Source organism: Pseudomonas paraeruginosa PA7 (assembly GCF_000017205.1).
GTDB classification, from domain to species: domain Bacteria; phylum Pseudomonadota; class Gammaproteobacteria; order Pseudomonadales; family Pseudomonadaceae; genus Pseudomonas; species Pseudomonas paraeruginosa.
Genome location: NC_009656.1, coordinates 5771895 through 5797454, shown reverse-complemented (window position 1 = coordinate 5797454; position 25560 = coordinate 5771895). Strand labels below are relative to the sequence as shown.

22 protein-coding genes are annotated in these 25560 nt (G+C 69.7%); 11 read left to right on the top strand and 11 right to left on the bottom strand.

Features of this window, described 5'->3' with window-relative positions; all coding sequences use genetic code 11:
• Nucleotides 1-56 precede the first annotated feature (56 nt).
• Entirely contained in the window at nt 57-770 is a 714-nt protein-coding gene (locus tag PSPA7_RS26880) for a GntR family transcriptional regulator (RefSeq protein WP_012077608.1), read from the top strand.
• Here PSPA7_RS26880 and PSPA7_RS26875 read toward each other — a convergent pair.
• Nucleotides 767-1720: a PDR/VanB family oxidoreductase gene (locus PSPA7_RS26875; RefSeq protein WP_012077607.1), complete on the bottom strand. Its 954-nt coding sequence runs from the start codon at nt 1718-1720 to the stop codon at nt 767-769. The genes PSPA7_RS26880 and PSPA7_RS26875 overlap by 4 nt on opposite strands.
• 14 nt (nt 1721-1734) lie before the next feature.
• Nucleotides 1735-2790: a Rieske 2Fe-2S domain-containing protein gene (locus PSPA7_RS26870; RefSeq protein WP_012077606.1), complete on the bottom strand. Its 1056-nt coding sequence runs from the start codon at nt 2788-2790 to the stop codon at nt 1735-1737.
• Nucleotides 2791-3168: 378 nt separating this feature from the next.
• On the opposite strand from PSPA7_RS26870, the gene PSPA7_RS26865 reads away from it, so the two are divergent.
• The gene (locus tag PSPA7_RS26865) at nt 3169-4500 is read left to right on the top strand and encodes an MFS transporter (protein ID WP_033997488.1); all 1332 of its coding nucleotides are present in this window, start codon (nt 3169-3171) and stop codon (nt 4498-4500) included.
• Between the two features lie 14 nt (nt 4501-4514).
• Here the strand turns inward: PSPA7_RS26865 and PSPA7_RS26860 are convergent, their stop codons facing one another.
• Nucleotides 4515-5411 (bottom strand): LysR family transcriptional regulator, encoded by an 897-nt coding sequence (locus PSPA7_RS26860; RefSeq protein ID WP_012077603.1) that lies wholly within the window; start codon nt 5409-5411, stop codon nt 4515-4517.
• 100 nt (nt 5412-5511) lie between these two features.
• Between PSPA7_RS26860 and mdlC the strand changes: the two genes are divergently transcribed.
• From mdlC to PSPA7_RS26840, 4 genes are all read left to right on the top strand, one after another.
• Complete coding sequence (gene mdlC / locus PSPA7_RS26855; RefSeq protein WP_033997518.1) at nt 5512-7098, top strand: benzoylformate decarboxylase; 1587 nt, start codon at nt 5512-5514, stop codon at nt 7096-7098.
• An 85-nt stretch (nt 7099-7183) separates the two neighbouring features.
• The gene (locus PSPA7_RS26850) at nt 7184-8524 is read left to right on the top strand and encodes an MFS transporter (RefSeq protein WP_012077601.1); all 1341 of its coding nucleotides are present in this window, start codon (nt 7184-7186) and stop codon (nt 8522-8524) included.
• A gap of 22 nt (nt 8525-8546) precedes the next feature.
• A complete protein-coding gene (locus PSPA7_RS26845; RefSeq protein ID WP_012077600.1) occupies nt 8547-10016 on the top strand; it encodes an aldehyde dehydrogenase family protein in 1470 nt (489 codons plus the stop codon).
• A 107-nt stretch (nt 10017-10123) separates the two neighbouring features.
• Entirely contained in the window at nt 10124-11377 is a 1254-nt protein-coding gene (locus tag PSPA7_RS26840) for an OprD family porin (RefSeq protein ID WP_012077599.1), read from the top strand.
• A 164-nt stretch (nt 11378-11541) separates the two neighbouring features.
• Here the strand turns inward: PSPA7_RS26840 and PSPA7_RS26835 are convergent, their stop codons facing one another.
• The gene (locus PSPA7_RS26835) at nt 11542-14481 is read right to left on the bottom strand and encodes a TonB-dependent receptor (RefSeq protein WP_281517823.1); all 2940 of its coding nucleotides are present in this window, start codon (nt 14479-14481) and stop codon (nt 11542-11544) included.
• 198 nt (nt 14482-14679) lie between these two features.
• Between PSPA7_RS26835 and PSPA7_RS26830 the strand changes: the two genes are divergently transcribed.
• Complete coding sequence (locus PSPA7_RS26830; protein WP_012077597.1) at nt 14680-15216, top strand: sigma-70 family RNA polymerase sigma factor; 537 nt, start codon at nt 14680-14682, stop codon at nt 15214-15216.
• On the top strand, nt 15209-16231 hold the full coding sequence (locus PSPA7_RS26825; protein ID WP_012077596.1) for a FecR domain-containing protein: 1023 nt from the start codon (nt 15209-15211) through the stop codon (nt 16229-16231). Before PSPA7_RS26830 ends, PSPA7_RS26825 begins: the two co-directional genes overlap by 8 nt.
• Nucleotides 16232-16246: 15 nt before the next feature.
• Here PSPA7_RS26825 and PSPA7_RS26820 read toward each other — a convergent pair whose 3' ends face one another.
• The 5 genes from PSPA7_RS26820 to desT all read right to left on the bottom strand — a co-directional run bounded on the left by PSPA7_RS26820 (nt 16247) and on the right by desT (nt 19504).
• The gene (locus tag PSPA7_RS26820) at nt 16247-16819 is read right to left on the bottom strand and encodes a HupE/UreJ family protein (RefSeq protein WP_012077595.1); all 573 of its coding nucleotides are present in this window, start codon (nt 16817-16819) and stop codon (nt 16247-16249) included.
• Between the two features lie 29 nt (nt 16820-16848).
• Nucleotides 16849-17463: an urease accessory protein UreG gene (gene ureG, locus PSPA7_RS26815; protein WP_003157212.1), complete on the bottom strand. Its 615-nt coding sequence runs from the start codon at nt 17461-17463 to the stop codon at nt 16849-16851.
• 10 nt (nt 17464-17473) lie between these two features.
• The gene (locus PSPA7_RS26810; protein ID WP_003157213.1) at nt 17474-18145 is read right to left on the bottom strand and encodes an urease accessory protein UreF; all 672 of its coding nucleotides are present in this window, start codon (nt 18143-18145) and stop codon (nt 17474-17476) included.
• Nucleotides 18142-18645, bottom strand: coding sequence for an urease accessory protein UreE (ureE, locus tag PSPA7_RS26805; protein WP_012077594.1), 504 nt, complete (start codon nt 18643-18645; stop codon nt 18142-18144). Before ureE ends, PSPA7_RS26810 begins: the two co-directional genes overlap by 4 nt.
• Nucleotides 18646-18874: 229 nt before the next feature.
• A complete protein-coding gene (gene desT, locus PSPA7_RS26800; RefSeq protein ID WP_012077593.1) occupies nt 18875-19504 on the bottom strand; it encodes a TetR family transcriptional regulator DesT in 630 nt (209 codons plus the stop codon).
• 158 nt (nt 19505-19662) lie between these two features.
• Here desT and PSPA7_RS26795 point away from each other — a divergent pair, with 158 nt between their 5' ends.
• The 3 genes from PSPA7_RS26795 to PSPA7_RS26785 all read left to right on the top strand — a co-directional run bounded on the left by PSPA7_RS26795 (nt 19663) and on the right by PSPA7_RS26785 (nt 23408).
• Nucleotides 19663-20763 carry a ferredoxin reductase gene (locus tag PSPA7_RS26795; RefSeq protein ID WP_041025424.1) on the top strand — a complete coding sequence of 367 codons (1101 nt, stop codon included), beginning with the start codon at nt 19663-19665 and terminating at the stop codon, nt 20761-20763.
• Nucleotides 20760-21872: a fatty acid desaturase DesB gene (gene desB / locus PSPA7_RS26790; protein ID WP_074197195.1), complete on the top strand. Its 1113-nt coding sequence runs from the start codon at nt 20760-20762 to the stop codon at nt 21870-21872. The genes PSPA7_RS26795 and desB overlap by 4 nt, the downstream gene beginning before the upstream one ends.
• A gap of 219 nt (nt 21873-22091) precedes the next feature.
• Entirely contained in the window at nt 22092-23408 is a 1317-nt protein-coding gene (locus PSPA7_RS26785) for an MFS transporter (RefSeq protein ID WP_012077589.1), read from the top strand.
• On the opposite strand, the gene PSPA7_RS26780 is transcribed toward PSPA7_RS26785, so the two are convergent.
• Together PSPA7_RS26780 and PSPA7_RS26775 are read right to left on the bottom strand one after the other, a co-directional pair.
• Nucleotides 23399-24790, bottom strand: coding sequence for a heavy metal sensor histidine kinase (locus PSPA7_RS26780; RefSeq protein ID WP_012077588.1), 1392 nt, complete (start codon nt 24788-24790; stop codon nt 23399-23401). The two genes, PSPA7_RS26785 and PSPA7_RS26780, sit on opposite strands and share 10 nt — an antisense overlap.
• On the bottom strand, nt 24769-25458 hold the full coding sequence (locus PSPA7_RS26775) for a heavy metal response regulator transcription factor (RefSeq protein ID WP_012077587.1): 690 nt from the start codon (nt 25456-25458) through the stop codon (nt 24769-24771). Before PSPA7_RS26775 ends, PSPA7_RS26780 begins: the two co-directional genes overlap by 22 nt.
• Between the last annotated feature and the right edge of the window lie 102 nt (nt 25459-25560).

Sequence of the window (25560 nt, the reverse complement as noted above, 5' to 3'; positions counted from 1 at the left end):
AGGGTGGCCGGGGCGCGCTATCATGCCCCGGTCGTCCCGATCGAGTAGCTGAATCCATGAGCAAACCGGGCCAAAGGGTACTGGCCGAGCTGCGCAAGCTGATCGCTTCCGGCGAGCTCGCCGCCGGCGAGCGCATCGTCGAGATCCCCACCGCCGAACGCCTGCAGGTGTCGCGCATGCCGGTGCGCATCGCCCTGCGCACGCTGGAGCAGGAGGGGTTGTTGTGCAAGAGCGGGCGCGGCTACACGGTACGCGCGATGACCCGTGAGGACATCGCCGGCGCGGTCGAGGTGCGCGGCGTGCTGGAAGGACTGGCGGCGCGCCAGGCGGCCGAGCGCGGCTTGTCCGCCGAGACGCGGGCGATCCTGGAAGAATGCCTGGCCGAGGGCGACCGACTGTTCGCCAAGGGCCACGTGCTGCTGGAGGAACTGGAGCGCTATCACGCGATGAACATGCGCTTCCATCGCACCGTCGTCGAGGCCAGCGGCAACCCGGCGATCGCCGCGGCGCTGGCACGCAACGACCACCTGCCATTCGCCTCGGTGAGCGCGCTGGCGGTGGACCGCGACAACCTCGAGCAGGAGTTCCGCCGCTTCAACTTCGCCCATCTGCAACACCACGCCGCGGTCGACGCCCTGGTCAACGGCCAGGGCGCGCGCGCCGAGGCGATCATGCGCGAACACGCCAATGCCACCCTGCGTTACGCCGACTACTTCGATCCGGCGCGACAGGGCGTCACCGTGCTCCACGGCGACACCTCTGCGAACTAGAGATCCAGCAGCAGCCGTGGGCTGCGCGCACGCGAGCAGCAGGGCGTGAAGCAGTCGTTGGCGGCCTGCTCCTCATCGCTGAGGTAGAGGTCGCGGTGGTCTGGCTCGCCGTCCAGCACACGGGTCAGGCAGGTGCCGCAGATGCCTTGCTCGCAGGAGGCCGGCAGTTCCACCCCGGCTTCGCGCAGTGCCGCCAGCGCGGTCTGCCCGGCCGCCACCCGGATCAGCGCGCCACTGCTTGCCAGCTCTAGCTCGAAGGGCGTGTCGGCGGCGGCCTCCTGTGGCGCGGCGGTGAAGTGTTCGCGGTGCAGCCGGTGTTCCTCCCAGCCCAGGTCGCGGGCGGCGCTTTCGATCCAGCGCATGAAGCCCGCCGGACCGCAGAGGTACAGCTGGGTGTCGCGCGGACTGGCCGCGAGCAGGACGCGCGGGTCGGCGCGGCGGGCGCTGTCGCCATGGTCGAAATGGCAGTGCACGCGGTCGGCGAAGGCGCAGTGGCCGAGGTAGTCGACGAAGGCCGCCCGCTCGGCGGAATGCGCGCAGTAGTGCAGCTGGAAATCGGCACCGTCGCCGGCCAGGCGTTCGGCCATCGCCAGCAGCGGAGTGATGCCGATGCCGCCGGCAAACAGCAGGCGCGGTGCGGGCTCGGTGGACAGCGGGAACAGGTTGCGCGGCTCGCCGATGCGCAGCCGCTGGCCGACCCGCAGTTCGGCGTGCACCGCGGCCGAGCCGCCGCGCGAGTCGCGGCAGCGCAGCACGGCGATGCGGTAGTGGCGCGGCCGCTCGGCCGGCCCGCAGAGGGAGTACTGGCGGACCAGGCCGTTGGGCAGGTGCAGGTCGATGTGCGCGCCCGGCTCGAAGGATGGCAGTGTCGCCCCGTCGGCCCGGAACAGTTCGAAGCTGTGGATATCCTGCGCCTCCAGGCGGATGGCGCCGACGATGACCTCGATCATGGCGAAGGCTCCCGTCAGGCCTGGGCACGGTCAGGGGCGGCGGCCTGGCGTTCATCCGCCAGCAGTCGCTCGATGATGCGCCGGGCCTGCACGCCACCGGCGTCGATGTTCAGTTTCAGCAGGTCGCGGCGTGGGTGGCGCAGCAGGTTGCGCTGCTGGCTTTCGAGCATTTCCAGGTCTTCGCCGAAGATTTTCCCCTGGCCTTCGCGGATGCTCGCGGTAAGCGCCTGGTCGTGGGCCTGGAAGTTGCGCGCCATGCCCCAGAAGTACCAGATCGAGGTAGCGCTCTCCGGGGTGATGAAGTCGACCACGATGCTCGCCGCCTTGCGCTGTGCCGGCGCCCGGTAGCCGCCGTGGCCGGCGTGGGCCACGCCGACCTCGATCAGCACGTGGCTGGGTGGCGTGAAGCGGCAGATCTGCCAGCGGTCCACCGGCACGTCGTCGGCCAGGCCGTTGCCGCGCAGGGCCATGCGCCAGAACGGCGGGGCCATGACGTTCTCCATGTGGCGGGAGGTGATCACCTCGTCGCCCTCCACCCGGGTGCTCGGCGCGGCCTCGTCGATTTCCTTCTGGCCGATGCTGGATGCATGCACGTAGGTCTCGTGGGTCAGGTCCATCAGGTTGTCGATCATCAGGCGGTAGTCGCAGTGGATGTGGTACAGCCCGCCGCCATAGGCCCAGTCGGGACTCTCCGCCCATTCCAGGCGAGGGATCAGCGTGGCGTCGGCATGCCCGGCGTCGCCCGGCCAGACCCAGACGAAGCCGTGCCGCTCCACCACCGGGAAGTGGCGGATGCAGGGAAAACCGCGGACTCGCTGGCCCGGCATCGAACGGGTGCGGCCATCCTCGCCCATCGCCAGGCCGTGGTAGCCGCAGACCAGCACGCCGTCCTCGACGAAGCCCAGCGATAGCGGCGCGCCCCGGTGCGGGCAGAAGTCCTCGAGGGCCACCACCCGGCCCTCCTCGCCGCGGTAGAAGACCATCGGCTCGTCGCAGATGCGCCGGCCGAGCGGTTTTCCGACCAGTTCGTCGGGGGTGCAGGCCACGTACCAGGCGTTCTTCGGAAACATCGTCGGATCCTCTTGGTTGTTCTTGTATTGGATCCAATGATTTGCGAGTGAATTATTCCAAGTCAATTGCTTCTGTACAAAAAATAATCTGTTCGATAGCCGAACATAAAAGTTTTACGTGAAAGAACGGGTGCTTCTTCGCGTTTCAGAGCCCCTCCTAGCCAGTGCAGAAGGCTGGATAGGTGCTGGTGATCCTGCTTTTTGCCTTGTCAATGGATCCAATTGTATTGCCCGATCGCCGCAACGGTGCCAGGGTGCCTGCGCTTGCCGTGCGTACAACAACAAGAAAAGGGCTTTCCCGATGATGGATTCCTGCATTCCCGCGTCTGGCTTCCGCCTGCCGTGCCTTCCCTCCTCTCCGATCGGGGAGGGCCGTCCATGAACCAGGACCTGCGCCGCGTCCTCGACGACGAACCGATGCGGCCCTTCCAGTGGCTGGCGGTGGCTGTCTGCGTCGTGCTCAACCTGATCGATGGCTTCGACGTGCTGGTGATGGCTTTCACCGCCTCGTCGGTGGCCAGCGAATGGAGCCTCGGCGGCACCGAACTCGGCCTGCTGCTCAGCGCCGGCCTCTTCGGCATGGCCGCCGGCTCGCTGTTCATCGCGCCCTGGGCCGACCGCTGGGGGCGCCGCCCGCTGATCCTCGCCTGCCTGGCGCTGTCGGGCCTGGGCATGCTCGCCTCGGCGCTGAGCCAGGCGGCCTGGCAACTGGCGTCGTTGCGCGGGCTGACCGGACTGGGCATCGGCGGCATCCTCGCCAGCAGCAACGTGATCGCCAGCGAGTACGCCTCGCGCCGCTGGCGCGGCCTGGCGGTCAGCCTGCAATCCACCGGCTATGCCCTGGGCGCGACCCTCGGCGGGCTGCTCGCGGTGGGGCTGATCGACGCCTGGGGCTGGCGCTCGGTGTTCGCCTTCGGCGGCGGCCTGACCCTGGCGGTGATCCCGCTGGTCTGCCTGTGCCTGCCGGAGTCGCTGGACTTCCTCCTCGCCCGCCGGCCACGCCGCGCGCTGCAGCGGGTCAATGCGCTGGCGCGGCGCCTGGGCCGTGCCGAGCTCGCCGAACTGGCGCCCGCGAGCGAGCGCCAGGCGCGGCGCGGCAGCCGCCTGGCCGGCCTGTTCGGCGTGGCGCAGGGGCGTACCACCCTGCTGCTCTGGGCGCTGTTCTTCCTGGTGATGTTCGGCTTCTACTTCGTCATGAGCTGGACCCCGAAGCTGCTGGTCGCCGCCGGCCTGTCCAGCGCCCAGGGCATCACCGGCGGCACCCTGCTGAGCATCGGCGGGATCTTCGGCGCCGCGCTGCTCGGCGGGCTCGCCGCGCGCTTCCGCCTGGAACGGGTGCTGGCGCTGTTCATGCTGCTCACTGCGGGCCTGCTGGCGGCGTTCTCGCTGAGCGCCGGGCTGCCTGGCGCAGCCCTGGCGCTGGGGCTGCTGATCGGTCTTTGCGCCAACGCCTGCGTGGCCGGCCTCTATGCCCTGGCGCCGACCCGCTACGGGGCCTCGGTGCGCGCCACCGGGGTCGGCTGGGCGATCGGCGTCGGTCGCGGCGGGGCGATCCTCTCGCCGCTGGCGGCCGGTGTGCTCCTCGATGGCGGCTGGCGGCCGCTGGCCCTCTACGGCGTGTTCGCCGCGGTGTTCGTCGGCGCCGCCGCGCTGCTGCCGTTGCTCGACGCCCGGCGCCGGCGGCCGGCGGCACTCGGGGAGACGACATGAGGTGCGTCGTGGCGTCAGCGCTGGGCGGCGATGATCGCCTCGGCGATGGTGGTGCGGAACCAGTTCAGCGCCGCCGAGCGTTCGCTGCTCTCGTGCCAGTGCAGGGAGACGTCGAACGGCGGCAGGTCGAAGGGCAGGTCGAGCATGCGCATGCCGCCCTCGGCGACGAAGCGGTGGGCGATCTGCGCCGGCAGGATGGTCAGCAGCTCGGTGCCCGGGATGATCTTCGGCAGCACCGAGAAGTGCGGTACCCGCAGGCTGATGCGGCGCTGCACCTGCATGGCCTTGAGCACGTCCTCGGCGATGCCGTGGCCGGAGGTGCGGGTCACCACGATGTGCCGTTCGGCCAGGTACTGCTCCAGGCTCAGGCAGTCGCCGATCCGCGGGTGGCGGTCGCTGAGCAGGCACACGTAGCGTTCGTGCAGGACCCGCTGGCTGCGCGCGCCGGGCACCGGCTGGCGGCAGATCGCGGCGTCGACCTTGGCGCTGCTCAGCCAGGCGCCGACCTCGTCCACCTGCAACGGCAGCACCTCCACCTCGGCGAACGGTGCGTCGCGGGTCAGGCGTTCGAGGATCAGCGACAGGAAGCCGACTTCGCCGAGGTCGGTGAGGGCGATGCGGAAGCGGCGCTCGGTGGTCGCCGGATCGAAGTGGCGCATGCTCTGCACCGCCCCCTCGATGCGCGTCAGCGACTCGCGGAAGGTGCCGTACAGCTGCTCGGCGACGAAGGTCGGCTGGATGCCGTCGCGGGTGCGGGTGAACAGTGCGTCGTCGAACAGTTCGCGCAGGCGCGCCAGGGCGTAGCTCACCGACGGCTGGGTGACGAACAGGCGCTCGGCGGCGAGGGTCACGCTGCCGGCCTCGTAGAGCGTGACGAAAGTGCGGACCAGGTTGAGGTCGATCGGGCTCATATAGATCACTTCTATTTTTTATAGAAAGAGTATCGATTTGATTGATTATCGAGCGGCTGCAACAGTAGCGCAAATCCAGGAAACGACCTTGAAGGCCTGCATGAAAACCGTCCATTCCGCCTCCTACGAGATCCTCCGCCGCCACGGCCTGACCACCGTCTTCGGCAATCCCGGCTCGAACGAACTGCCGTTCCTCAGGGACTTCCCCGAGGACTTCCGCTACATCCTCGGCCTGCACGAGGGCGCGGTGGTCGGCATGGCCGACGGCTTCGCGCTGGCCAGCGGCCGCCCGGCGTTCGTCAACCTGCACGCGGCGGCCGGCACCGGCAACGGCATGGGCGCGCTGACCAACGCCTGGTATTCGCACAGCCCGCTGGTGATCAGCGCCGGACAGCAGGTGCGCTCGATGATCGGGGTCGAGGCGATGCTCGCCAACGTCGAGGCCGGCCAACTGCCCAAGCCGCTGGTGAAGTGGAGCCACGAACCGGCCTGTGCCCAGGACGTGCCGCGCGCGCTCAGCCAGGCGATCCAGATCGCCAGCCTGCCGCCGCGTGCGCCGGTGTACCTGTCGATTCCCTACGACGACTGGGCGCAGCCGGCGCCGGCCGGCGTCGAGCACCTGGCCGCGCGCCAGGTCAGTGGCGCCGCGCTGCCGGCCCCGGCGTTGCTGGCCGAGCTTGGCGAGCGTCTGTCGCGCTCGCGCAACCCGGTGCTGGTGCTCGGCCCGGACGTCGACGGGGCGAACGCCAATGGCCTGGCCGTGCAACTGGCGGAAAAGCTGCGGATGCCGGCCTGGGTCGCGCCCTCGGCTTCGCGCTGCCCGTTCCCCACCCGCCACCCGTGCTTCCGTGGCGTACTGCCGGCGGCCATCGCCGGGATCAGCCGGCTGCTCGACGGCCATGACCTGATCCTGGTCGTCGGCGCGCCGGTATTCCGCTACCACCAGTTCGCCCCCGGCGACTACCTGCCGGCCGGCGCCGAGCTGGTGCAGATCACCTGCGATCCTGGCGAGGCCGCGCGGGCACCGATGGGCGACGCGCTGGTCGGCGACATCGGCCTGAGCCTCGAGGCCCTGCTCGAACAGGTCCGTCCCAGTGCGCGGCCGCTGCCCGAGGCGCTGCCGCGCCCGCCGGCGCTGGCCGAGGAGGGCGGACCGCTGCGTCCGGAGACGGTGTTCGACGTGATCGATGCGCTGGCCCCGCGCGACGCCATCTTCGTCAAGGAATCCACCTCCACCGTGACCGCTTTCTGGCAGCGAGTGGAGATGCGCGAGCCGGGCAGCTACTTCTTCCCGGCCGCCGGCGGCCTCGGCTTCGGCCTGCCGGCGGCGGTCGGCGCGCAACTGGCGCAGCCGCGGCGGCAGGTGATCGGGATCATCGGCGACGGTTCGGCCAACTACGGCATCACCGCACTCTGGAGCGCCGCGCAATACCGTGTGCCGGCGGTCTTCATCATCCTCAAGAACGGCACCTACGGCGCCCTGCGCTGGTTCGCCGGGGTGCTCGAGGTGCCCGATGCACCGGGGCTCGACGTGCCGGGACTGGACTTCTGCGCGATCGCCCGCGGCTATGGCGTGGAGGCGCTCCACGCGGCCACCCGCGAAGAACTGGAAAGCGCCTTGAAGCAAGCCCTGGCCGCTGATCGCCCGGTTTTGATCGAGGTGCCGACGCAAACCATCGAACCCTGATGTTCCACGGCACCGCCCCGTGCCAGAGTGGGCGGTGCCGACCAGACGCCCGCGTGCGCCGATAACAAGAACAAGAGAGGTTGGTATGAACAGGCAATCCGCTGCGGCGGTGATCGATGCTGCCCGCTTTAACCGTACTCACTGGCTGATCCTCGGCTGGGGGTGTTTCATCATGCTGTTCGACGGCTACGACATGGTCATCTACGGCTCGGTGGTGCCGCGGCTGATGCAGGAGTGGCAACTCAGCCCGGTGCAGGCCGGCACCCTGGGCAGTTGCGCGCTGTTCGGCATGCTCTTCGGCGGTACCCTGCTGGCGCCGCTGGCCGACCGCTTCGGCCGGCGCCGCCTGGTGATCGCCACCACCCTGCTGGCGAGCCTCGCCGCCTTCCTAACCGGCCACGCCCGCGACCCGCTGGAGTTGGGCGCCGGTCGCTTCTTCACCGGCCTGGCGCTCGGCGCGCTGGTGCCCAGCGCGATCAACCTGATCAGCGAGTTCGCCCCGGCCGGCCGGCGCAGTACCCTGGTCACGGTGATGTCGGCGTTCTACTCGGTCGGCGCGGTGCTTTCGGCGCTGCTGGCGATCGTGATGATTCCGGCCTGGGGCTGGCAGTCGGTGTTCTACGTGGCGGTGCTGCCGGTGCTGGCGGTGCCGCTGATGCTGCGCTGGCTGCCGGAGTCGGCGGCGTTCCTCGAACTCAAGGGGCGGCGCGCCGAACTGGACGCGCTGCTGCTCAGGGTCGATCCCGCCTACCGGCCCGGTACCCAACTGCCGGTCGGCGCCGCGCCGGAGCGCGCGCGCGGACGGGTCGCCCAGTTGTTCGACGGCCGCCAGGCGCTCGGCACCCTGCTGCTGTGGCTGGCATTCGCCATGTGCATGCTGATGAGCTACGGGCTCAACACCTGGCTGCCGAAACTGATGGCCGGCGGCGGCTATGCCCTGGGCTCGAGCCTGGCGTTCCTGGTCACCCTCAACATCGGTGCCACCCTCGGCGCGCTGTTCGGCGGCTGGCTGGCCGACCGTCTCGGCGCCGGCCGCACCCTGGTGCTGTTCTTCGCCCTGGCCGCGGCGTCGCTCGCGGCCCTCGGCCTGCGCCCCGGACCCTGGTTGCTCAATACCCTGCTGGTGGTGGCCGGCGCCACCACCATCGGCACCCTGGCGGTGATCCACGCCTACGCCGCGCAGTTCTACCCGGCCTGGGTGCGCTCCACCGGGGTCGGCTGGGCCGCCGGGGTCGGCCGCCTCGGCGCCATCGCCGGGCCACTGCTCGGTGGCAGCCTGCTGGCACTGGAACTGCCGTTCCAGCAGAACTTCCTGGCTTTCGCCGTGCCCGGCGTGGTCGGCGCGCTGGCGATCGCCTGCATCCACCTGCGGCCGCGCGTGACGGCGCAAGCGCCTGTCGATGCGGCGGCGAAGAAACCCCTGTGATTTTCGAAAGAGGAGAAGAGCGATGAGCGATTCCCGTTATACCGACCTCGGTCTTCAGCCCTTGGCCGGCGAATGGCGCCATGGCCGGGCCGGCCGGCGGTTGAAGGTGAGCAACCCGTACGACGCCAGCCTGCTGCTGGAAATCGAGCAGGCCGACCGCGACGACCTCGATGCCGCCTACGCCAAGGCCGCCGAGGTCCAGCCGGCCTGGGCCGCGCTCGGGCCCTCGGCACGCGCGGCGGTGCTGTACAAGGTGGTGGAGGTGTTCGACCGGCGCCGTGAGGAGATCGTCGACTGGATCATCCGCGAGTCCGGCAGCACCCGCCTGAAGGCCGAGATCGAATGGGGCGCGGCGCGTGCCATCAGCCTGGAGTCGGCATCGTTCCCGGCGCGGGTGCACGGGCGCATCGTCGACTCCGACGTGGCGGGCAAGGAAAGCCGGGTCTACCGCAGCGCGATCGGCGTGGTCGGCGTGATCAGTCCGTGGAACTTCCCGCTGCACCTGACCCAGCGTTCCATCGCCCCGGCCCTGGCGCTGGGCAACGCGGTGGTGGTCAAGCCGGCCAGCGACACGCCGGTCTGTGGCGGCCTGCTGCTGGCGCGGATCTTCGAGGAAGCCGGGCTGCCGGCCGGGCTGTTCAGCGTGGTGGTCGGTCCCGGCAGCGAGATCGGCGACGCCTTCGTCGAGCACCCGGTGCCGGGCCTGGTGACCTTCACCGGCTCGACCCCGGTGGGCCGCAACATCGGCCGCATCGCCAGCGGCGGCGCGCATCTCAAGCACGTGGCGCTGGAGCTGGGCGGCAACAGCCCGTTCGTGGTGCTCGGCGACGCCGACCTGGAGCAGGCGGTGAACGCCGCGGTGTTCGGCAAGTTCCTGCACCAGGGGCAGATCTGCATGGCGATCAACCGCATCATCGTCGAGGACAGTCTCTACGACGCCTTCGCTGCGCGCTTCGTCGAGCGGGTCAAGGGCCTCCGGGTCGGCGATCCGCAGCGCGCCGATACCGCGGTCGGGCCGATCGTCAACGCGCGCCAGCTCGAAGGCCTGCTGGAAAAGATCCGCCTGGCCCGCCAGGAAGGCGCCAAGCCGCTGTACGAGGGGGGCGTCGACGGCCAATTGCTGGCACCGCATGTGTACGGCGAGGTCACCGCCGACATGGAGATCGCCCGTGACGAGATCTTCGGCCCGTTGGTCGGCCTGCTCCGCGCGCGCGACGAGGCGCATGCGCTGGAGCTGGCCAATGCCAGCGAATACGGGCTGTCCAGCGCGGTGTTCAGTCGCGACCTGGAGCGCGCGGTGCGCTTCGCCCGCCAGGTTCGCGCGGGGATGACCCACGTCAACGACATCCCGGTGAACGACGAGGCCAACGCGCCGTTCGGCGGCGAGAAGAACTCCGGGCTCGGTCGCTTCAACGGCGACTGGGCCATCGAGGAGTTCACCACCGACCACTGGATCAGCGTGCAGCACGCGCCGCGCCAGTACCCGTTCTGACCCTGGCGGCGGGGCTCGCGCCCCGCCGCTGACCCGACCGTCGCCGCCAGGTGGCCCGCAGAGGCTGCCGGGGCCCGGTCGTCCCTGAAAAACGGAGCACAATAACAATGAAAATCCGTCGTAAAACCGCAGTCCCGCGCAGCGCAGGGGCGGTCCTGCCCATGCTCGCCTGTCTTGCCGCGCAAGCCGCCGAGGGCGGCTTCCTGGAGGATGCGAAGACCGACCTGGTCCTGCGCAACTACTACTTCAATCGCGATTTCCGCGACCACGACGCCGGCAAGAGCCTGGTGGACGAATGGGCGCAAGGCTTCATCCTCAAGTTCAGCTCCGGCTACACGCCCGGCACCGTCGGCGTCGGCCTGGACGCCATCGGCCTGTTCGGCGTGAAGCTGAACAGCGGACGCGGCACCAGCAACTCCGAACTGCTGCCGTTGCACGACGACGGCCGCGCGGCGGACAACTACGGCCGCGTCGGCCTGGCCGCCAAGCTGCGGGTCTCGGCCAGCGAGCTGAAGATCGGCGAGATGCTCCCGGACATTCCGCTGCTGCGCTACGACGACGGCCGCCTGCTGCCGCAGACATTCCGCGGCTTCGCCGTGGTTTCCCGCGAGCTGCCGGGCCTGGCCCTGCAGGCCGGACGCTTCGACGCGGTGAGCCTGCGCAATTCGGCGGACATGCAGGACCTGTCGGCCTGGAGCGCGCCGACGCAGAACTCGGACGGTTTCAACTACGCCGGCGCCGAGTACCGCTTCAACCGGGAACGTACCCAGGTCGGGCTGTGGCATGGGCAACTGGAAGACATCTACCGGCAGAGCTACGCCAACCTGCTGCACAAACAGCGCGTCGGCGACTGGACCCTGGGCGCCAACCTCGGCCTGTTCGTCGACCGCGACGACGGCGCCGCGCGCGCCGGCGAGATCGACAGCCACACCCTCTACGGTCTGTTTTCCGCCGGTATCGGCCTGCACACCTTCTACCTCGGCCTGCAGAAGGTCGGCGGCGACAGTGGCTGGCAGTCGGTCTACGGCAGCAGCGGGCGGAGCATGGGCAACGACATGTTCAACGGCAACTTCACCAATGCCGACGAACGCTCCTGGCAGGTTCGCTACGACTACGACTTCGTCGGCCTCGGTTGGCCCGGCCTGATCGGCATGGTCCGCTACGGCCATGGCTCGAATGCCACCACCAGGGTCGGTAGCGGTGGCAAGGAATGGGAACGCGATGTCGAGCTCGGCTACACCGTGCAGAGCGGCCCGCTGGCGCGCCTCAACGTGCGGCTCAACCACGCCAGCAACCGGCGCAGCTTCAACAGCGACTTCGACCAGACGCGGGTGGTGGTGAGCTATCCGTTGTCGTGGTGACGCAGGCTGTCGCGTCGCTCCTCCGGACGGCCCCGGAGGGCAGGGCAGCGGGTGGCCCGGTGCTTCGGCGGATAACCGCTGGGCGGTTATTCGCCCTACCGGAGCGGCGCTGGCGCACGCTGTCGCGGCGCTCCTCCGACAACTCCTGAGGGGGAGGGCGGGACTCAGAACTTCGCCCGCATCCCCACCCGCAGGGTGCGCCCCGGCGCGGGCATGAAGCTCTGCGCCAGCGGGTCCAGGTAGTAGCGGTCGGTGAGGTTCTGCAGCGAGGCGTTCAGCTCGGTGTGCTCGAACAGCTTGTAGTTGAGGAACAGGTCGAACAGCTGCACCGAGCGGTACTCGATCTGCGGGGTGGTGGCGCCGGTCTGCCAGGGCTTGTCCACCGTCGCGGTGGGGCCCGAGGTATAGGTCATGCGCCCGCCCAGGGTCAGGGTCTCGTCGAAGAAGCGCAGGCCGGCGAGCAGGTTGGCCGAGAAGCGTGGCGGGTTCTGCGTGTTGGTGTAGGAACCCATGAAGCTGCCTGGCGTGCAGTCCGGCGTATTCTCGGTGTGCCGGTACTGGTTCGCGCTGGCGCGCAGCCTGGCGGCGAATGCCGCGTCGCAGGTCTCGGTCTTCAGGTAGTAGGTCGCCGACAGGTCGCTGAACAGCCGACCCGCGTCGTAGTGCGACTGCAGTTCCAGGCCGCTGGTACGGTAGCTGTCGGTATTGCTGAAGGTCATCAGGCCCATCAGGCCGGGGCTCGGGTCGTAGTAGCGGGTGATGTAGTTCCTGATGGTGTTGTTGAAGTAAGCCAGCTTGAGCGCCGCCGAGTCGCGTTCTGCCAGCAGGCCTTCGCGCAATGCGCTGACGCCGATCTCCCAGCTGCGCGAACGCTCGGGCTTGAGGTCCTTGCCCGGCTCGACCTGCAGGGTGCCGCGGCTGGTCTCGAACAGCGACGGCAGGCGCAGGCCCTGGGTGTAGCTGGCGTAGACGAAGGTGTCCGGGGCCAGCTCGAAGTTGATCCCGAAGGCCGGCGCGAAGCCGCCGCCGCTGCTGCTGCGCTTGCCGGCGTAGTCGTAGCCGGTGACCACGTTGGTGACCGCCGAGGGATGGACCGTCACCTCGGCCGGGCCGATCTCGTCGAAGGGAATGCCTTCGAACGGATTGTTGGTGTTGTCGGTGACGATGCCGTTGTGCAGGCGTGGGTCGGTGGCATCGGTGTACTCGCCGTTCTGGTCGGGAAACCACATCATCGAGCCGTAGTAGTCGGGCCTGCTCACCGTGATGAAGCGCACGTCGCGATCCTCGCGCCGCGCCGTGGCGGAGATGCCGTTGTCCTTGCTGCGGAAGTGGCTGTAGCGGCCGCCGCCCCACAGGGTCAGGCGCTCGACCGGCTTGTACTCCAGCTTGCCGTTGAGGCTGTACTCCTGCCGCGAACCGTCGCGCAGGGTGCGCTGGGCGTTGATATCGTGAAGGGTGGTGACCACGCTTTTCTGCGGCTGGAGGTCCTCGAACTGGAACGAGCCGCCCAGGTCGAGCTTGAAGTCGCCATAGTCGGTCGCCAGGCGCGCGACGTTGTTCAGGTCGCCGCCGATGCGCCGGTTGTCCTGGCGGGTCCAGTTGCGGTCGGGGCGATAGGCCTGCGAGCGCGGCGCCAGCACCGAGGTCAGGGTGTCGGTCTTCGCCTCGGTCAGCCACAGGCCGGCGTTCAGGTCCAGCAGGGGATTGCCCTCGGGCAGGTAGTGGTAGCGCGCGGTGTAGGTGTCGATCTTCACTTCGCTCAGCGGGTACTGGTAGATGCCCGCGGTGCCGAGGCGGAAGATGTCCGACGGCATGATCTCCCCGTTGCGTCCGTCGTAGCGGCGATAGCCGAGGTCGAGGCGGTGCTCGTCGGCGATCCGCCAGGTCGCCTTGAGCAGGTACGATTCTGTCTCCGACGAGGAGTTGAGCACTTCCTCGCCGGCCTCGTAGACCGTCGCCACGCTGTTTTCCTCTCTGCCGCGGTGGTCGTAGACGCGGTAGCGGTCCTGGCCCTTCCTGCCGGAGAAATAGTTGCCCTGGTTGCGGTGGGCGTAGGCGGCGACCAGGTCCAGGCGTTCGTTGCGGTAGGCGAACGCGGCGCTGCCGGATTGCGCCTGCGAACCGAACAGGCTGCCGCGGTCGTCGTGCGGCGTGGCACCGAGGTCCTCGTCCTTCGAGCTGGCGCTGCGGCGCTGCGGCGCGACGCCGTTGTTCCAGACGTCGCCGGTGAAGCGCACGCCGATGTCCTTGCCGTCCACCAGGATGTCGTCGACGCCGAGGGTCTGCATGTCCACCGTGCCGCCGATCGCCCCCGATTTGTTCGAAGGTCCCTTGTTGATGGTCACGCTGCTGATCAGGTCGGGATCGATGTAGCTGCGTTGCTGGGTGCCGGCGTAGCCGCGGTAGACGTCCAGCGCCTGTTCCGCGCCGTCGACCCGCACCGCCACCCGGCTCTGTCCCTGGATGCCGCGGATGTTCACGTCCAGCGCGCCGCCGTTGCGGCTGTCGCCGACCTGGACGCCGGGCACGCCCTTGAGCAGGTCGCCCACCGAGACCCGGCCGAAGCGGTCGATGTCTTCGCTGGAGAGGTGCACCGAGGAGCGCGGCGCACTGTAGGTGTCCTTCTGCGGGTCGGCCAGCTCGGCGGCCGAGACCACCACCGGCGACAGTTCGGCCGGCGCCTCCCCGGACCTGCGTGGCGCGACCAGCAGGTAGGCGCCGGTCGAGCCCGCCATGACCTGCAGGTCGGTCTGCGACAGCACTCGCTGCAAGCCTTCGAGGACCGTGTAGCGTCCGTCCAGCGCCGGCGCGTTGCGGCCGCGGGTCAGCTCGGGATCGAACGACAGCAACAGCCCGGAACGGCTGGCGAAGGCGCCGAGGGAGGCGCCCAGGGGACCGGCCGGAATCCGGTAGTGGCGTGCTGTCGGGTCGTCCAGGCGGGTACCGCTGGGCGCCACCTGGCTGGTGTCCTGCGCCGGGGCTGCGCCCGCCAGGCCGGTGCCGGCCGCGGCCAGGGCGCATAACGCGCAACGCAGGGCCAGGGTGATCGGGGAGAGGCGCGTCCGGGGACGCGACGGGCGGGGGAAACGAGGTGTTCGGGACATGCTTCTTCGCTCGCTGGATGGCTGCCCGTCATTCGCGGGCTCTCACCCCCTCTGTCGCACGAGATCGAAAAAGGGATATTCCCGGAGAAACTTTTCGCATCCGCCAACCCCTCGCGGGATTGGCATTGTGGTGCGTGGCAAATTAGTGATAATAGTTTTCATTTGCACTTGAGCCCAGCCCGATCCGACTCCTCATCGATGAATGCACCGAGCCCCTGTCTTTCCGCTGACCGCGGCAGCGTCGCCACGCTGTACCTCGAAAACCACGCCTGGCTGCGCGGCTGGCTGGCCTACCGGCTACGTTCCTGGGGCCGCGAGGTGGCGGACGACCTGGCCCAGGACACCTTCCTGCGCATCCTCGCCAGCCACGACGCCGCGCAGCGCGAGGCGATCCGCCAGCCACGCGCCTACCTGACGCGCATCGCCACCTGCGTGCTGGTCAGCTGGCGACGCCGCCAGTCGCTGGAACTCGCCTGGCTCGAGGCCCTGGCCACGCTGCCCGAGCCGTTGCAGCCGTCGCCGGAGCAGCAGAGCGTGATCGTCGAGACCCTGCACGAGATCGACGCGCTGCTCGACACCCTGCGCCCGCGGGTGAAACAGGCATTCCTGATGGCGACCCTGGACGGCATGAGGCAGAAGGACATCGCCGAGGCGCTGGACGTGGCGCTGCCGACGGTGAAGAAATACATCCACCAGGGCTTCCTGACCTGCCTGAGCTTGATGCCCGATGACTGACGCCACCGCCGCACGCGCGCAGCGACTCGACGAAACGGGCTTCGCCGGCCCGCCGGCCGCCGAGGCGATCGCCCCGCAGGTGCTCGGGGAGGCGGCCTCCTGGCTGCTGCTGATGCAGGAGGGACCGCTGGCCCCGGCGCAACAGGCCGAGCTGGAGTCCTGGCGCCTGCGCAGTGCCGAGCATCAGCGTGCCTGGCGGCGCGCCGAGCGGCTGCTGGCGAATATCGGCAGCCTGCCGCCGGCACTGGCACGGCGCACCCTGGAGCGGCCGGGCGGGAGCGGCCGGCGCGCCGTGTTGCGCGGCCTGGCCCTGTTCATCGGCGGTGCGCCGCTGGCCTGGTGGGGCTGGCGCGCCCAGTTCTGGCGCGACGGCTTCGGCGCCGACCACCTCACCGCCGTCGGCGAGCGGCGCCACCTGACGCTGGAGGACGGCAGCCAGGTCGAGATGAATACCGACAGCGCGCTGGACCTGCGCTACGACGCTGGCCAGCGCCTGCTGCGCCTGTATCGCGGGGAGATCTACCTCCGCACCGCGGCGGACCGGCGCGAGCCGCCGCGGCCGTTCCTGGTGCGCACCGAACAGGGCCTGATGCGCGCGCTGGGTACTGCCTTCAGCGTACGGCGCGAGGGCACGGAGACAGTGCTGGCGGTGTACGAAGGCGCGGTCCAGGTACGTCCCGAGGACGCAGCGAGCGCGGCGGATGGCCGGGTGATCGAGGCCGGTCAGCGGGTGCGCTTCGATCGCCAGCGGATCGGCGCCGTCGAGTCCGCCGGCGAGGCGGCGCTGGCCTGGCGCCAGGGCCTGCTGGTGGCCGACGAGATGCCGTTGCGGCAGTGGGCGGGAGAACTGATGCGCTACGGGAGCGAGAGCATCGAGTGCGAGCCGTCGCTGGGCCCGCTTCGGGTCTCCGGCACCTTTCCCGTCGACGACCTGCCGCTGGCCCTGGCGATGCTGGCGCAGACCCATGGCCTGCGCCTCGTGCACCAAGGCCGACGGGTGCTGATCAGGCGCTGAGGCGGGAGCGCCGGTTCAGCCGGCCAGCAACCAGACCCCGGCGCCGGCCGAGGCCAGCCCGGCGAGACGCACCAGCGGCGCCGCCGCCTGCGGCAGCAGACGCACCAGCGCGTAGCCGGCGGCGTGCAGCGCGGCGGTGGCGGCGACGAAACCGAGCGCGTACAGCCAGGGGCTGGAAAGGTCCGGCAGCTCCAGGCCGTGGGCGACCCCGTGGGCCAGGGCGAACAGCGCGGTGGCGGCCATTGCCAGCGGCAGCGGCGGGCGCACGGCGAGCGCCACGCAGAGGCCGAGGGCGAGCACCGAGGCGGCGATGCCGGTTTCCATGAACGGCAGTTGCAGGCCCTCGAAGCCGAGCAGGCCGCCGACCAGCATGGTGCCGACGAAAGTGCAGGGCAGGGCGAGGCGCGCGGCCCCCTGTTGCTGGGCGGCCCAGAGGCCGACGGCGAACATCGCCAGCAGGTGGTCGAGGCCGGTGAGCGGATGGGCGAGGCCGGCGACCAGGCCGTGTTCGCCGTGGCCAGGGTGGGCGAAGGCCAGCGCTGGCGCGGCGAGCAGGGCGAGGGTGGCGAGCAGCTTGGGCAGTTTCATGGGCGGTTCCTTGTCGTGGCGAGGCGGCGTCAGGCGGCGGTCAGCAGGCCCTGGCGCTCGATGAAGGCGATGATTTCGGCCAGGCCCTGGCCGGTCTTCTGGTTGCTGAACACGAACGGCTTGTCGCCGCGCATGCGCCGGGCGTCCTCGTCCATCACCTCGAGGGAGGCGCCGACCAGGGGCGCCAGGTCGATCTTGTTGATCACCAGCAGGTCCGACTTGCAGATACCGGGGCCGCCTTTGCGCGGGATCTTGTCGCCGGCGGAAACGTCGATCACGTAGAGGGTCAGGTCGGACAGTTCGGGGCTGAAGGTGGCCGACAGGTTGTCGCCGCCGGACTCCACCAGGATCAGCTCCAGGCCGGGGAAGCGCCGGTTGAGCTGGTCCACCGCCTCCAGGTTGATCGAGGCGTCCTCGCGGATCGCCGTGTGCGGGCAGCCGCCGGTCTCCACGCCGATGATCCGCTCGGGGGCGAGGGCCTCGTTGCGCACCAGGAACTGCGCGTCCTCCTGGGTGTAGATGTCGTTGGTGACCACCGCGAGGTTGTAGCGCTCGCGCAGTTCGCGGCACAGGGCCAGGGTCAGGGCGGTCTTGCCGGAGCCCACCGGACCGCCGATGCCGACACGCAGGGGTTGGGATGTCATGGGGTTTCTCCTAGGAACGGAACAGACGGCTGTACTGGGTTTCGTGGGTCATGCTGGCCAGCGCCAGGCCGAACGCGGCGCTGCCCTCGACGGCAGGCCGCCGCAGGGCCTCGGCGCAGGCGCGGTCGAGGTCCGGCAGCAGGCTGGAAGCAAGTTTCTGCGCGGCCAGCTGGCCGAGCGGCAGGGTTTTCATCAGCACCGCCAATTGGTTCTCCAGCCAGTTCCAGAACCAGGCGCTGAGCGCCTCCTCGGCGTCCAGGCGCCAGGCGCGCGCGGCCATCGCCCAGGCGGCGGCGAGATTGGGTGGATCCTGGCGCGCCAGCCAGGCGCGGCCGGCGTCGTCGAGTTCGGGCAGGGCTTCCAGCAACTGTTGCAGGGAAAAGCCCATCTGCCGGCTTTCCTGGGCCAGCTCGCGGGTCTCGCGGCTGGCCCGATGGCGTTCGCTGGCCGCATCGCAGGCGGCCCAGTCACCGGCCAGCGCGGCACGCAGGAGGCCGGCCAGCAGCGGTGCCTCGAAGCGCGCCAGGTTCAGTTGCAACTGGTCGACCAGCCAGGTCCGCGCGCTCTCGGCGTCGCGCACCCAGCCATTGTCGAGGGCCGCCTCCAGGCCCTGGGAATAGCTGTAGCCGCCGATCGGCAACTGCGAGCTGGCCAGGCGCAGGCGCGCCCAGATGCTGTTCACCGGCGCACGCCGAACTGGTGCAGGCGCGGGGCGTAGTTGAATTCCGCCTCGCCGTGGTGCGAATGATGATGGCCGCCGCCGTAGGCGCCATGCTCCGGCTGGAACGGTGCCTGAATGGCGTTCACCGAGGCGCCGAGCTGTTCGAGCATGGCCTTGAGCACGTAGTCGTCGAGCAGGCGCAGCCAGCCCTCGCCGACCTGCAGCGCGACGTGGCGGTTGCCCAGGTGATAGGCGGCGCGGGTCAGCTCCAGCGGGCTGGCGCAGGTCACGTGAAGCAGTTCCTCGGCCCGGGCGAACACGCGCACCACGCGGCCGTCGCGGGCTTCCAGGCAATCGCCGTCGGCCAGCGGCGGCAGGCCGCGCTCGAGGAACAGGCCGACCTCCTCGCCGCTCGCCGCGAAGCAGCGCAGGCGGCTCTTGCTGCGCGCCTCGTAGGTCAGGTGGAGTTCTTCGTCCCAGCGGGGCGAGCGGGCGGGCAGGCGTTGGTGGATGACCAGCATGGGCAGTTTCCGCAATGCGACAGGAAAGGGATCACAACAAGCACCAGCAAGGGCCTTGCCAGGTCGATGCGGGACGCCTGTACCGGGAAAACGGGGCCATAGGGATGTAACAAAATATTGCAGCGCGCCAGGTTGGTGCGCAACGACTTTTTTGCCGCACCGGAAAGGTGCGCGCGCGTCTAGTCCGCGGACAAACGCCGAGCCGGAGGTCCGCTGGGGAGGTGCGGGGTCAGCCGGGTAGACCGTGCCAGTGCTTGCCGCCGATCATGATGAAACGCAGCTGGTGGGTGATCTTCGCGGCCGGCATCAGGTGCGGCGGCAGATCGGCGGCGGGTGGGTCGATCAGCTCCGGAAGGGTGGCGAAGACGGTCTTCACCACCAGGTCGGCGAACACGTCGAGGGCCGCGCCGTCGAGGTGCGGCATCTTGTTCAGCAGCGCCAGGTCGGCGGCCAGGTCGTCGGTGATGCGCTGGCGCAGGCTGGCGATGGCCTGGCGGATCGGCAGCGAGCCGCCGTACTGCTCGCGGGCGAGGAAGAGGAACTGGGAACGGTTGGCGCCGACCGCGTCGAGGAAGATACGCACCGAAGCGTCGATCAGCCCGCCCAGTTCGAACTCGTTGTGGCGCACCGCGCGCAGGGTGGCGCGGAAGGTCTCGTCGACCTCGGCGACCAGCGCCAGGCCGAGCTGGTCCATGTCGCTGAAGTGCCGGTAGAAGCCGGCCGGGACGATCCCGGCGGCGCGCGTCACTTCGCGCAGGCTGAGGCTGCCGAAACCGCGCCCGCTTTCCATAAGGTGGCGCGCGGCGCTCATCAGCGCGTGGCGGGTCTGCTGTTTCTGTTCGGCGCGGGGTGAGGACATACGGCTTCCTTTGGCGGACCGGCGACTGTAGCAAAAGCTCTGCGACCCGGTCGAACCGGGGACGGCAGCGGTCGAAGGATACATCAGTGAACGCTTGTTGACTCGATTGCGCGGAACGGGCAAAGTTTTGTGAACGATCGTTCACTGAAATATTCTCGATGGCCTTGCTTCCCCTCGCTCTCCTGACCCCCTTGCTCGCCCCCCTGCGCCGTCTCGCCGCCCATGGCTGGCTGCGCGAGGCCGATGTCGACGGCCTGCTGCGTCACGCCCATCCGCTGGCGTCGCTGAACCGCCACTATGCGCGGGTCGAGGCGCGCTACTGGGTGGCCGACGACATGCTCGCCCTGACCCTGCGTACCGCCCCCGGCTGGCCGCCGGCGCGGCCGGGCCAGCACATCCAGCTGCTGGCGGAGCGCGACGGGGTGCGGGTCGGGCGCAGCTACAGCCTGACCCGGGTGGTCGGCGAGCGCCTGGAAATCGCCGTCAGGCGTCACCCGGACGGGGCGCTCTCGCCCTGGTTGTGCGAGCACCTGGAAGTCGGCCAGCGTGTCGAGTTGCAGCCCGCGCAAGGCGATCTGCATTGGCCGATGCAGGCCGAGGCGGTCTGCCTGCTGGCCGCTGGCAGCGGCCTGACGCCCCTGCTCGGCCTGCTCCGCGAGGCGCTGGAGAACGGCTATCGCGGTCCCGTGCTGTGGCTGCACTACGTCCGTCATCCCGGCCAGCGCGCCTGGCTCGGCGAGCTGGAGGCGCTGGCGGCGCGTCACCCGAACCTGGAGTTGCGCTGGAGCCTGACCCGCGGTTCGCCGGCCGCCGGCTGCCTCGCGGGACATTTCCAGGCCGACCATCTTGAGGGCTGGCCGGCCGACCTGGCGCGCAGCCAGGCCCTGGCCTGCGGGCCGGCAGACTTCGTCGAGGCGGTGGGCGAGCAACTGGGGGCACGCTTCGCCGGCTTGCAGACGGAATCCTTCAGCGTCCCGCGCTGGCGCAGCGGGGAGGCGCCGCGCGAAGTGCGCCTGCGCTTCGCCCGGTCGCAGCGGGAAGTCTCCGGCGATAGCGCCGCCAGCCTGCTGGAACAGGCCGAGGCCCACGGCCTGCGCCCGGCCCACGGTTGCCGCCAGGGCATCTGTGCCAGTTGCACCTGCGTCCTGCTCAGCGGCTGCGTGCGTGACCTGCGCAGCGGCGCGCTGTGCAGCGAGCCCGGCCAGCCTATCCGCCTCTGCGTCAGCGCCGCCCACGGCGACCTGGCGCTGGACCTGTGAACCGACCTGCGAGCCCTGCGATGCGCGACGACCGCGAACTGACCCCGGAACAACTGGCGGCCTTCGGCGCCGAACTCGACGCCCTGCGCCAGCGTACCCTGGCCGATCTCGGCGCGGACGACGCGCGCTACATCCGCCGGGTCCGTGCGGCGGTGCGCTTCTGCTGCTGGAGCGGCAGGGCGCTGCTGATGTTCGGCTGGCTGCCGCCGACCTGGCTGCTCGGCAGCCTGCTCCTCGGCCTGGGCAAGATCCTCGAGAACATGGAGCTGGGCCACAACGTCATGCACGGCCAGTACGACTGGATGAACGATCCGGAATTCGCCGGCCGCGCCTACGAGTGGGACATCGCCGGGCCGTCCGACTTCTGGCGGCACACCCACAACCATATCCACCACACCTACACCAACGTGCTGGGCAAGGACGACGACGTCGGCTACGGGATCGTGCGGCTGTTCCCGGAACAGCGCTGGAAGCCGTTCTACCGCTGGCAACCGCTGTGGGTGACGTTGCAGGCGCTGCTGTTCCAGTACGCGGTGGCGATCCAGCATCTGCGCCTGGACCAGTACGCCAAGGGGCGCCTGGACAAGGCCGAACTCTTGCCGCTGCTACGCCGCCTGCGTGCCAAGCTGGGTCGCCAGTGGACCAGGGACTACCTGCTGTTCCCGCTTCTCGGCCTGTTCGCCGGCGGCTTCGGCGCGGTGTTCGTCGGCAACCTGCTGGCCAACGTGCTGCGCAACCTGTGGACCTTCACGGTGATCTTCTGCGGCCACTTCACCGAGAAGGCGGTGGTCTTCCCGCCCTCGGTGCTGGAGGGAGAGACCCGTGGCCACTGGTACCTGCGCCAGCTGCGCGGCTCCAGCAACCTGGAGGGCGGGCCGCTGTTCCACATCCTGACCGGCAACCTCAGCCACCAGATCGAGCACCACCTCTACCCGGACCTGCCGGCGCGTCGCTACGCCGCGCTGTCCCGCGAGGTCCGCGAAATCGCCCGGCGCTACGGGCAGACCTACAACAGCGGACGCCTGGGACGGCAATTCCTCACTGTCTTGCGGCGCATCTGGGTATATCGGTTGCCACCGCGCGAGTCGCTCGCGGCCGGACGCGGCTGAACCGACGGAACGCCCACGGCGCCCGTGGCGGGGCCGCTCCGGAGCGGGGATAATGCCGCCCTGTGCGTCGCGACGTGGCTTGCCGCCGCCGCGCGGCGTCGGAGTCTCGCCGAACGCAAGGCGGCCTGCGCCCGCGATCGGCCAGCAGCGTCGATTCTTCCCGAACCTATCAATGCTCGGCGGATGCCGGCCGTGGGGCCCGTCCGTTCAGGAACCGTCATGTTCAGCCCGCTCGTCACCTTTCCCGCGCTCTACACCGCCACCCTGCTCATGCTGGCCGGCTCCGGCCTGTTCACCACCTACATCGGCCTGCGCCTGACCCAGGAAGGCGCAGGCGACCTGTGGGTCGGCGGGCTGATGGCGTCCTACTACTTCGGCCTGGTCTGCGGTGGAAAATTCGGACACAAGCTGATCGCCAGCTTCGGTCATATCCGCTCCTACGTGGCCTGCGCCGGGATCGCCACCGTGACCGTGCTGTTGCATGCCCTGGTCGACCAGCTGGAGGTCTGGCTGCTGCTGCGCTTCATCACCGGCGCGGTGATGATGAACCAGTACATGGTGATCGAAAGCTGGCTCAACGAGCAGGCCGAGAGTCACCAGCGCGGCAAGGTGTTCGCCGGCTACATGGTCGCCGTCGACCTCGGCCTGGTGCTCGGCCAGGGCCTGCTGGCGCTGAGCCCGACCCTCGACTACAAGCCGCTTCTGCTGGTCGCCATCTGCTTCGCCTCGTGCCTGATCCCGCTGGCCATGACCCGTCGCGTGCACCCGGCCAAGCTGGTCGCCGCGCCGCTGGAAGTGCGTTTCTTCTGGCAGCGCGTGCCGCAGGCGCTGGGCACGATCTTCATCGCCGGCCTGATGGTCGGCGCCTTCTACGGCCTGGCGCCGGTCTACGCCAACCGCAACGGCCTGGACGCCTCGCAATCGAGTTTCTTCGTCGGCATGTGCATCGTCGCCGGCTTCTGCGCGCAATGGCCGCTGGGCTGGCTTTCCGACCGCCTCGACCGCAGCTGGCTGATCCGCGGCAACGCGGTACTGCTGTGCCTGGCCTCGATTCCCATGTGGGGCCTGGTGGAACTGCCGTACGGGCTGCTGCTGGCCAACGGCTTCGTCACCGGCATGCTGCTGTTCACCCTCTATCCGCTGGCGGTGGCGCTGGCCAACGACCACGTCGAGCAGCCGCGCCGGGTCGCGCTGTCGGCGATGCTGCTGACCACCTACGGGGTCGGCGCCTGCATCGGCCCGCTGGTGGCCGGCGCGCTGATGCGCCACTTCGGCCCTGGGCTGTTCTACATGCTGGTGTCCGGCTACGCGGTGGTGCTGGTGTTCTGGGTGCAGCCCAAGCGCGTCACCGGGGTCCACCGGGTCGACGAGGCGCCGTTGCAGCACGTGGCGATGCCGGACACGGTCAGCCCGATGGCCGCGACCCTCGACCCGCGCGTCGAGGAGGTGCCGGAGGAACTGGTGGTGGAGGCACCGGCGAACATCGGCCGCTCCGACGGCGAGCCGGACGCCGGCGAGAAGCCCGCTCAGTCCTGAGCCGGGAACGCCAGGTCGAAGCGGATGCGTCCCGGCGCCGGTGCGCTCGCTTCGGCGCGGCCGCCGTGCAGGCGCATGATCGCCTGGACGATGGCCAGGCCGAGTCCGCTGGACTGGGCGTCGCTGCGCGCGGCGTCGCCACGGTAGAAACGGTCGAACAGGCGCGACAGCGGTTCGGCCGGCAGCATGTCGCAAGCGTTCTCCACGCTCAGCAGGAATTCCCCCGGCCGGCGCAGGCCGCGCACTTCGATCAGGCTGTCGGCGCTGGCGTAGCGGATCGCGTTGGCCAGCAGGTTGCTCAGCGCCCGGCGGAACAGTTGCGGGTCGGCGCGCAAATGGCCGTTGACCCGGACGTCGAGGCTCAGCCCACGCTCCTCGGCCAGCCCTTCGAAATACTCCGCCTGGCGGCGCAGCTCTTCACCCAGGTCCAGGCGGCTGCGTTGCACCGCCGCCCGCACGTCGTCGGCGCGGGCGAGGAAGAGGATGCTCTCGACCATCCGCGAGATGCGCTCCAGCTCTTCCTGGTTGGAGGCGATCAGCGCCTGGTACTCCTCGTTGCTGCGCGGCTGGCGCAGAGCCACCTGGCCGTGGCCCAGCAGCGAGCCGATGGGCGTGCGGATCTCGTGGGCGAGGTCGGCGGAGAACTGCTGCAGGCGCTGGTAGCCGTCGTCGAGGCGTTCGAGCATGGCGTTGAACGACTGCGCCACCTGCTGCAACTCGGCGGGCGCGGCGGCGACGTCGAGGCGGGTGTCCAGGCTGGTCGGATGGATCTCCGCCGCCTTCGCCGCCAGCGTGCGCAGCGGGCGCAGGCCGTGGCGCAGGACCAGCCAGCCGAGCAGGGCGGTGCCGAGGAACGCCAGCAGCACGGCGGCGATGACCCGCTCGCGGTACTGGGCGAGCATCCGCGTCTCGCCCAGCAGCAGGTGCGCGGCGGTGATCTGCAACGGCTCGCGGCCGCCGACCAGGACCTCGGCGGCGAGCACGCGCATCGGGATGCCGTCGTGGGTCAGCGCGGCGTGCACGGCGGACGGGTTCAACGCTTGGCCGGCGGCGACCAGCCGTAGCGATGGCAGGCGTTCGTGGCGCGGGTTGACCGCGACGATCGGCGCCTCGCCGGGCTGGCCGAGGAGCAGGATGTCCTGCTCGTTGCCGAGCATGTTCTCGAACAGCCGCGGGCGCGCCTTCAGCTCGGCCAGGGTGAGGTTGTCGCGCAGCAGGTTGCGGAAGTGCTCGACCCGGCCGGCGACCATCACGTCGCTGCGGCGCAGCATCGCCTCTTCCACCGAGCGGTACAGGTAGAAGCCGACCGCGCTGACCACCAGCGCCGCCACCGCGGCGAACAGCAGCGCCGCGTAGAGGGTCAGGGAGCGGCGGGCGGGCACGGGCGCTCCTCGCAGACGTAGCCGATGCCGCGCACGGTATGGATCAGCTTGTTCGGGAAGGGATTGTCGACCTTGGCGCGCAGGCGCTTGATCGCCACGTCGACGACGTTGGTATCGCTGTCGAAATTCATGTCCCAGACCTCCGAGGCGATCAGGGTGCGCGACAGCACCTCGCCCTCGCGGCGCATCAGCAGGTGCAGGAGGGCGAACTCCTTGTTGGTCAGGGCGATCAGCTGGCCCTGGCGGCTGACCTTGCGCCGCAGCACGTCCAGGTGCAGGTCGGCGAGCTGCACCTGCTCGGCCTCGCGTACCACGCCGCGGCGCAGCAGGGTGCGGATGCGCAGCAGCAGTTCGGTGAAGGAGAAGGGTTTCACCAGGTAGTCGTCGGCACCCAGCTCGAGGCCACGGATGCGGTCCTGCAACTGGTCGCGGGCGGTGAGGAAGAGCACCGGCACGTCGTGCTTCTTGCGCAGCACCTCCATGATCTGCCAGCCGTCCAGGCCGGGCAGCATCACGTCGAGGACCACCAGGTCGTAGCGGTTCTCCAGCGCCAGGTAGAGGCCGTCGGCGCCGTGCCGCGACCAGTCGACCGCATAGCCCGACTCGCCGAGGCCCTTCTTCAGGTATTCGCCGGTCTTCGCGTCGTCTTCGACCACCAGGATGCGCATGTCTCGTCCCCCTTCGTTCGCCGCCATTCTAGCCAGCGCGCGGCGCGGATTCGGTGACATTTTTGTCATGCGCAGGTCATCTCCGGGTACCGCCGCCGGGGC

What these genes read in the sequence shown, in the direction of transcription:
- PSPA7_RS26775 (WP_012077587.1), bottom strand. Translation starts at nt 25,458, where the DNA reads ATGCGCATCCTGGTGGTCGAAGACGACGCGAAGACCGGCGAATACCTG.
- PSPA7_RS26845 (WP_012077600.1), top strand. Translation starts at nt 8,547, where the DNA reads ATGAGCGATTCCCGTTATACCGACCTCGGTCTTCAGCCCTTGGCCGGC.
- mdlC (WP_033997518.1), top strand. Translation starts at nt 5,512, where the DNA reads ATGAAAACCGTCCATTCCGCCTCCTACGAGATCCTCCGCCGCCACGGC.
- PSPA7_RS26825 (WP_012077596.1), top strand. Translation starts at nt 15,209, where the DNA reads ATGACTGACGCCACCGCCGCACGCGCGCAGCGACTCGACGAAACGGGC.
- PSPA7_RS26860 (WP_012077603.1), bottom strand. Translation starts at nt 5,411, where the DNA reads ATGAGCCCGATCGACCTCAACCTGGTCCGCACTTTCGTCACGCTCTAC.
- ureE (WP_012077594.1), bottom strand. Translation starts at nt 18,645, where the DNA reads ATGCTGGTCATCCACCAACGCCTGCCCGCCCGCTCGCCCCGCTGGGAC.
- PSPA7_RS26865 (WP_033997488.1), top strand. Translation starts at nt 3,169, where the DNA reads ATGAACCAGGACCTGCGCCGCGTCCTCGACGACGAACCGATGCGGCCC.
- desT (WP_012077593.1), bottom strand. Translation starts at nt 19,504, where the DNA reads ATGTCCTCACCCCGCGCCGAACAGAAACAGCAGACCCGCCACGCGCTG.
- PSPA7_RS26835 (WP_281517823.1), bottom strand. Translation starts at nt 14,481, where the DNA reads ATGTCCCGAACACCTCGTTTCCCCCGCCCGTCGCGTCCCCGGACGCGC.
- PSPA7_RS26830 (WP_012077597.1), top strand. Translation starts at nt 14,680, where the DNA reads ATGAATGCACCGAGCCCCTGTCTTTCCGCTGACCGCGGCAGCGTCGCC.
- PSPA7_RS26820 (WP_012077595.1), bottom strand. Translation starts at nt 16,819, where the DNA reads ATGAAACTGCCCAAGCTGCTCGCCACCCTCGCCCTGCTCGCCGCGCCA.
- PSPA7_RS26850 (WP_012077601.1), top strand. Translation starts at nt 7,184, where the DNA reads ATGAACAGGCAATCCGCTGCGGCGGTGATCGATGCTGCCCGCTTTAAC.
- PSPA7_RS26875 (WP_012077607.1), bottom strand. Translation starts at nt 1,720, where the DNA reads ATGATCGAGGTCATCGTCGGCGCCATCCGCCTGGAGGCGCAGGATATC.
- PSPA7_RS26870 (WP_012077606.1), bottom strand. Translation starts at nt 2,790, where the DNA reads ATGTTTCCGAAGAACGCCTGGTACGTGGCCTGCACCCCCGACGAACTG.
- PSPA7_RS26880 (WP_012077608.1), top strand. Translation starts at nt 57, where the DNA reads ATGAGCAAACCGGGCCAAAGGGTACTGGCCGAGCTGCGCAAGCTGATC.
- ureG (WP_003157212.1), bottom strand. Translation starts at nt 17,463, where the DNA reads ATGACATCCCAACCCCTGCGTGTCGGCATCGGCGGTCCGGTGGGCTCC.
- PSPA7_RS26795 (WP_041025424.1), top strand. Translation starts at nt 19,663, where the DNA reads ATGGCCTTGCTTCCCCTCGCTCTCCTGACCCCCTTGCTCGCCCCCCTG.
- PSPA7_RS26840 (WP_012077599.1), top strand. Translation starts at nt 10,124, where the DNA reads ATGAAAATCCGTCGTAAAACCGCAGTCCCGCGCAGCGCAGGGGCGGTC.
- PSPA7_RS26785 (WP_012077589.1), top strand. Translation starts at nt 22,092, where the DNA reads ATGTTCAGCCCGCTCGTCACCTTTCCCGCGCTCTACACCGCCACCCTG.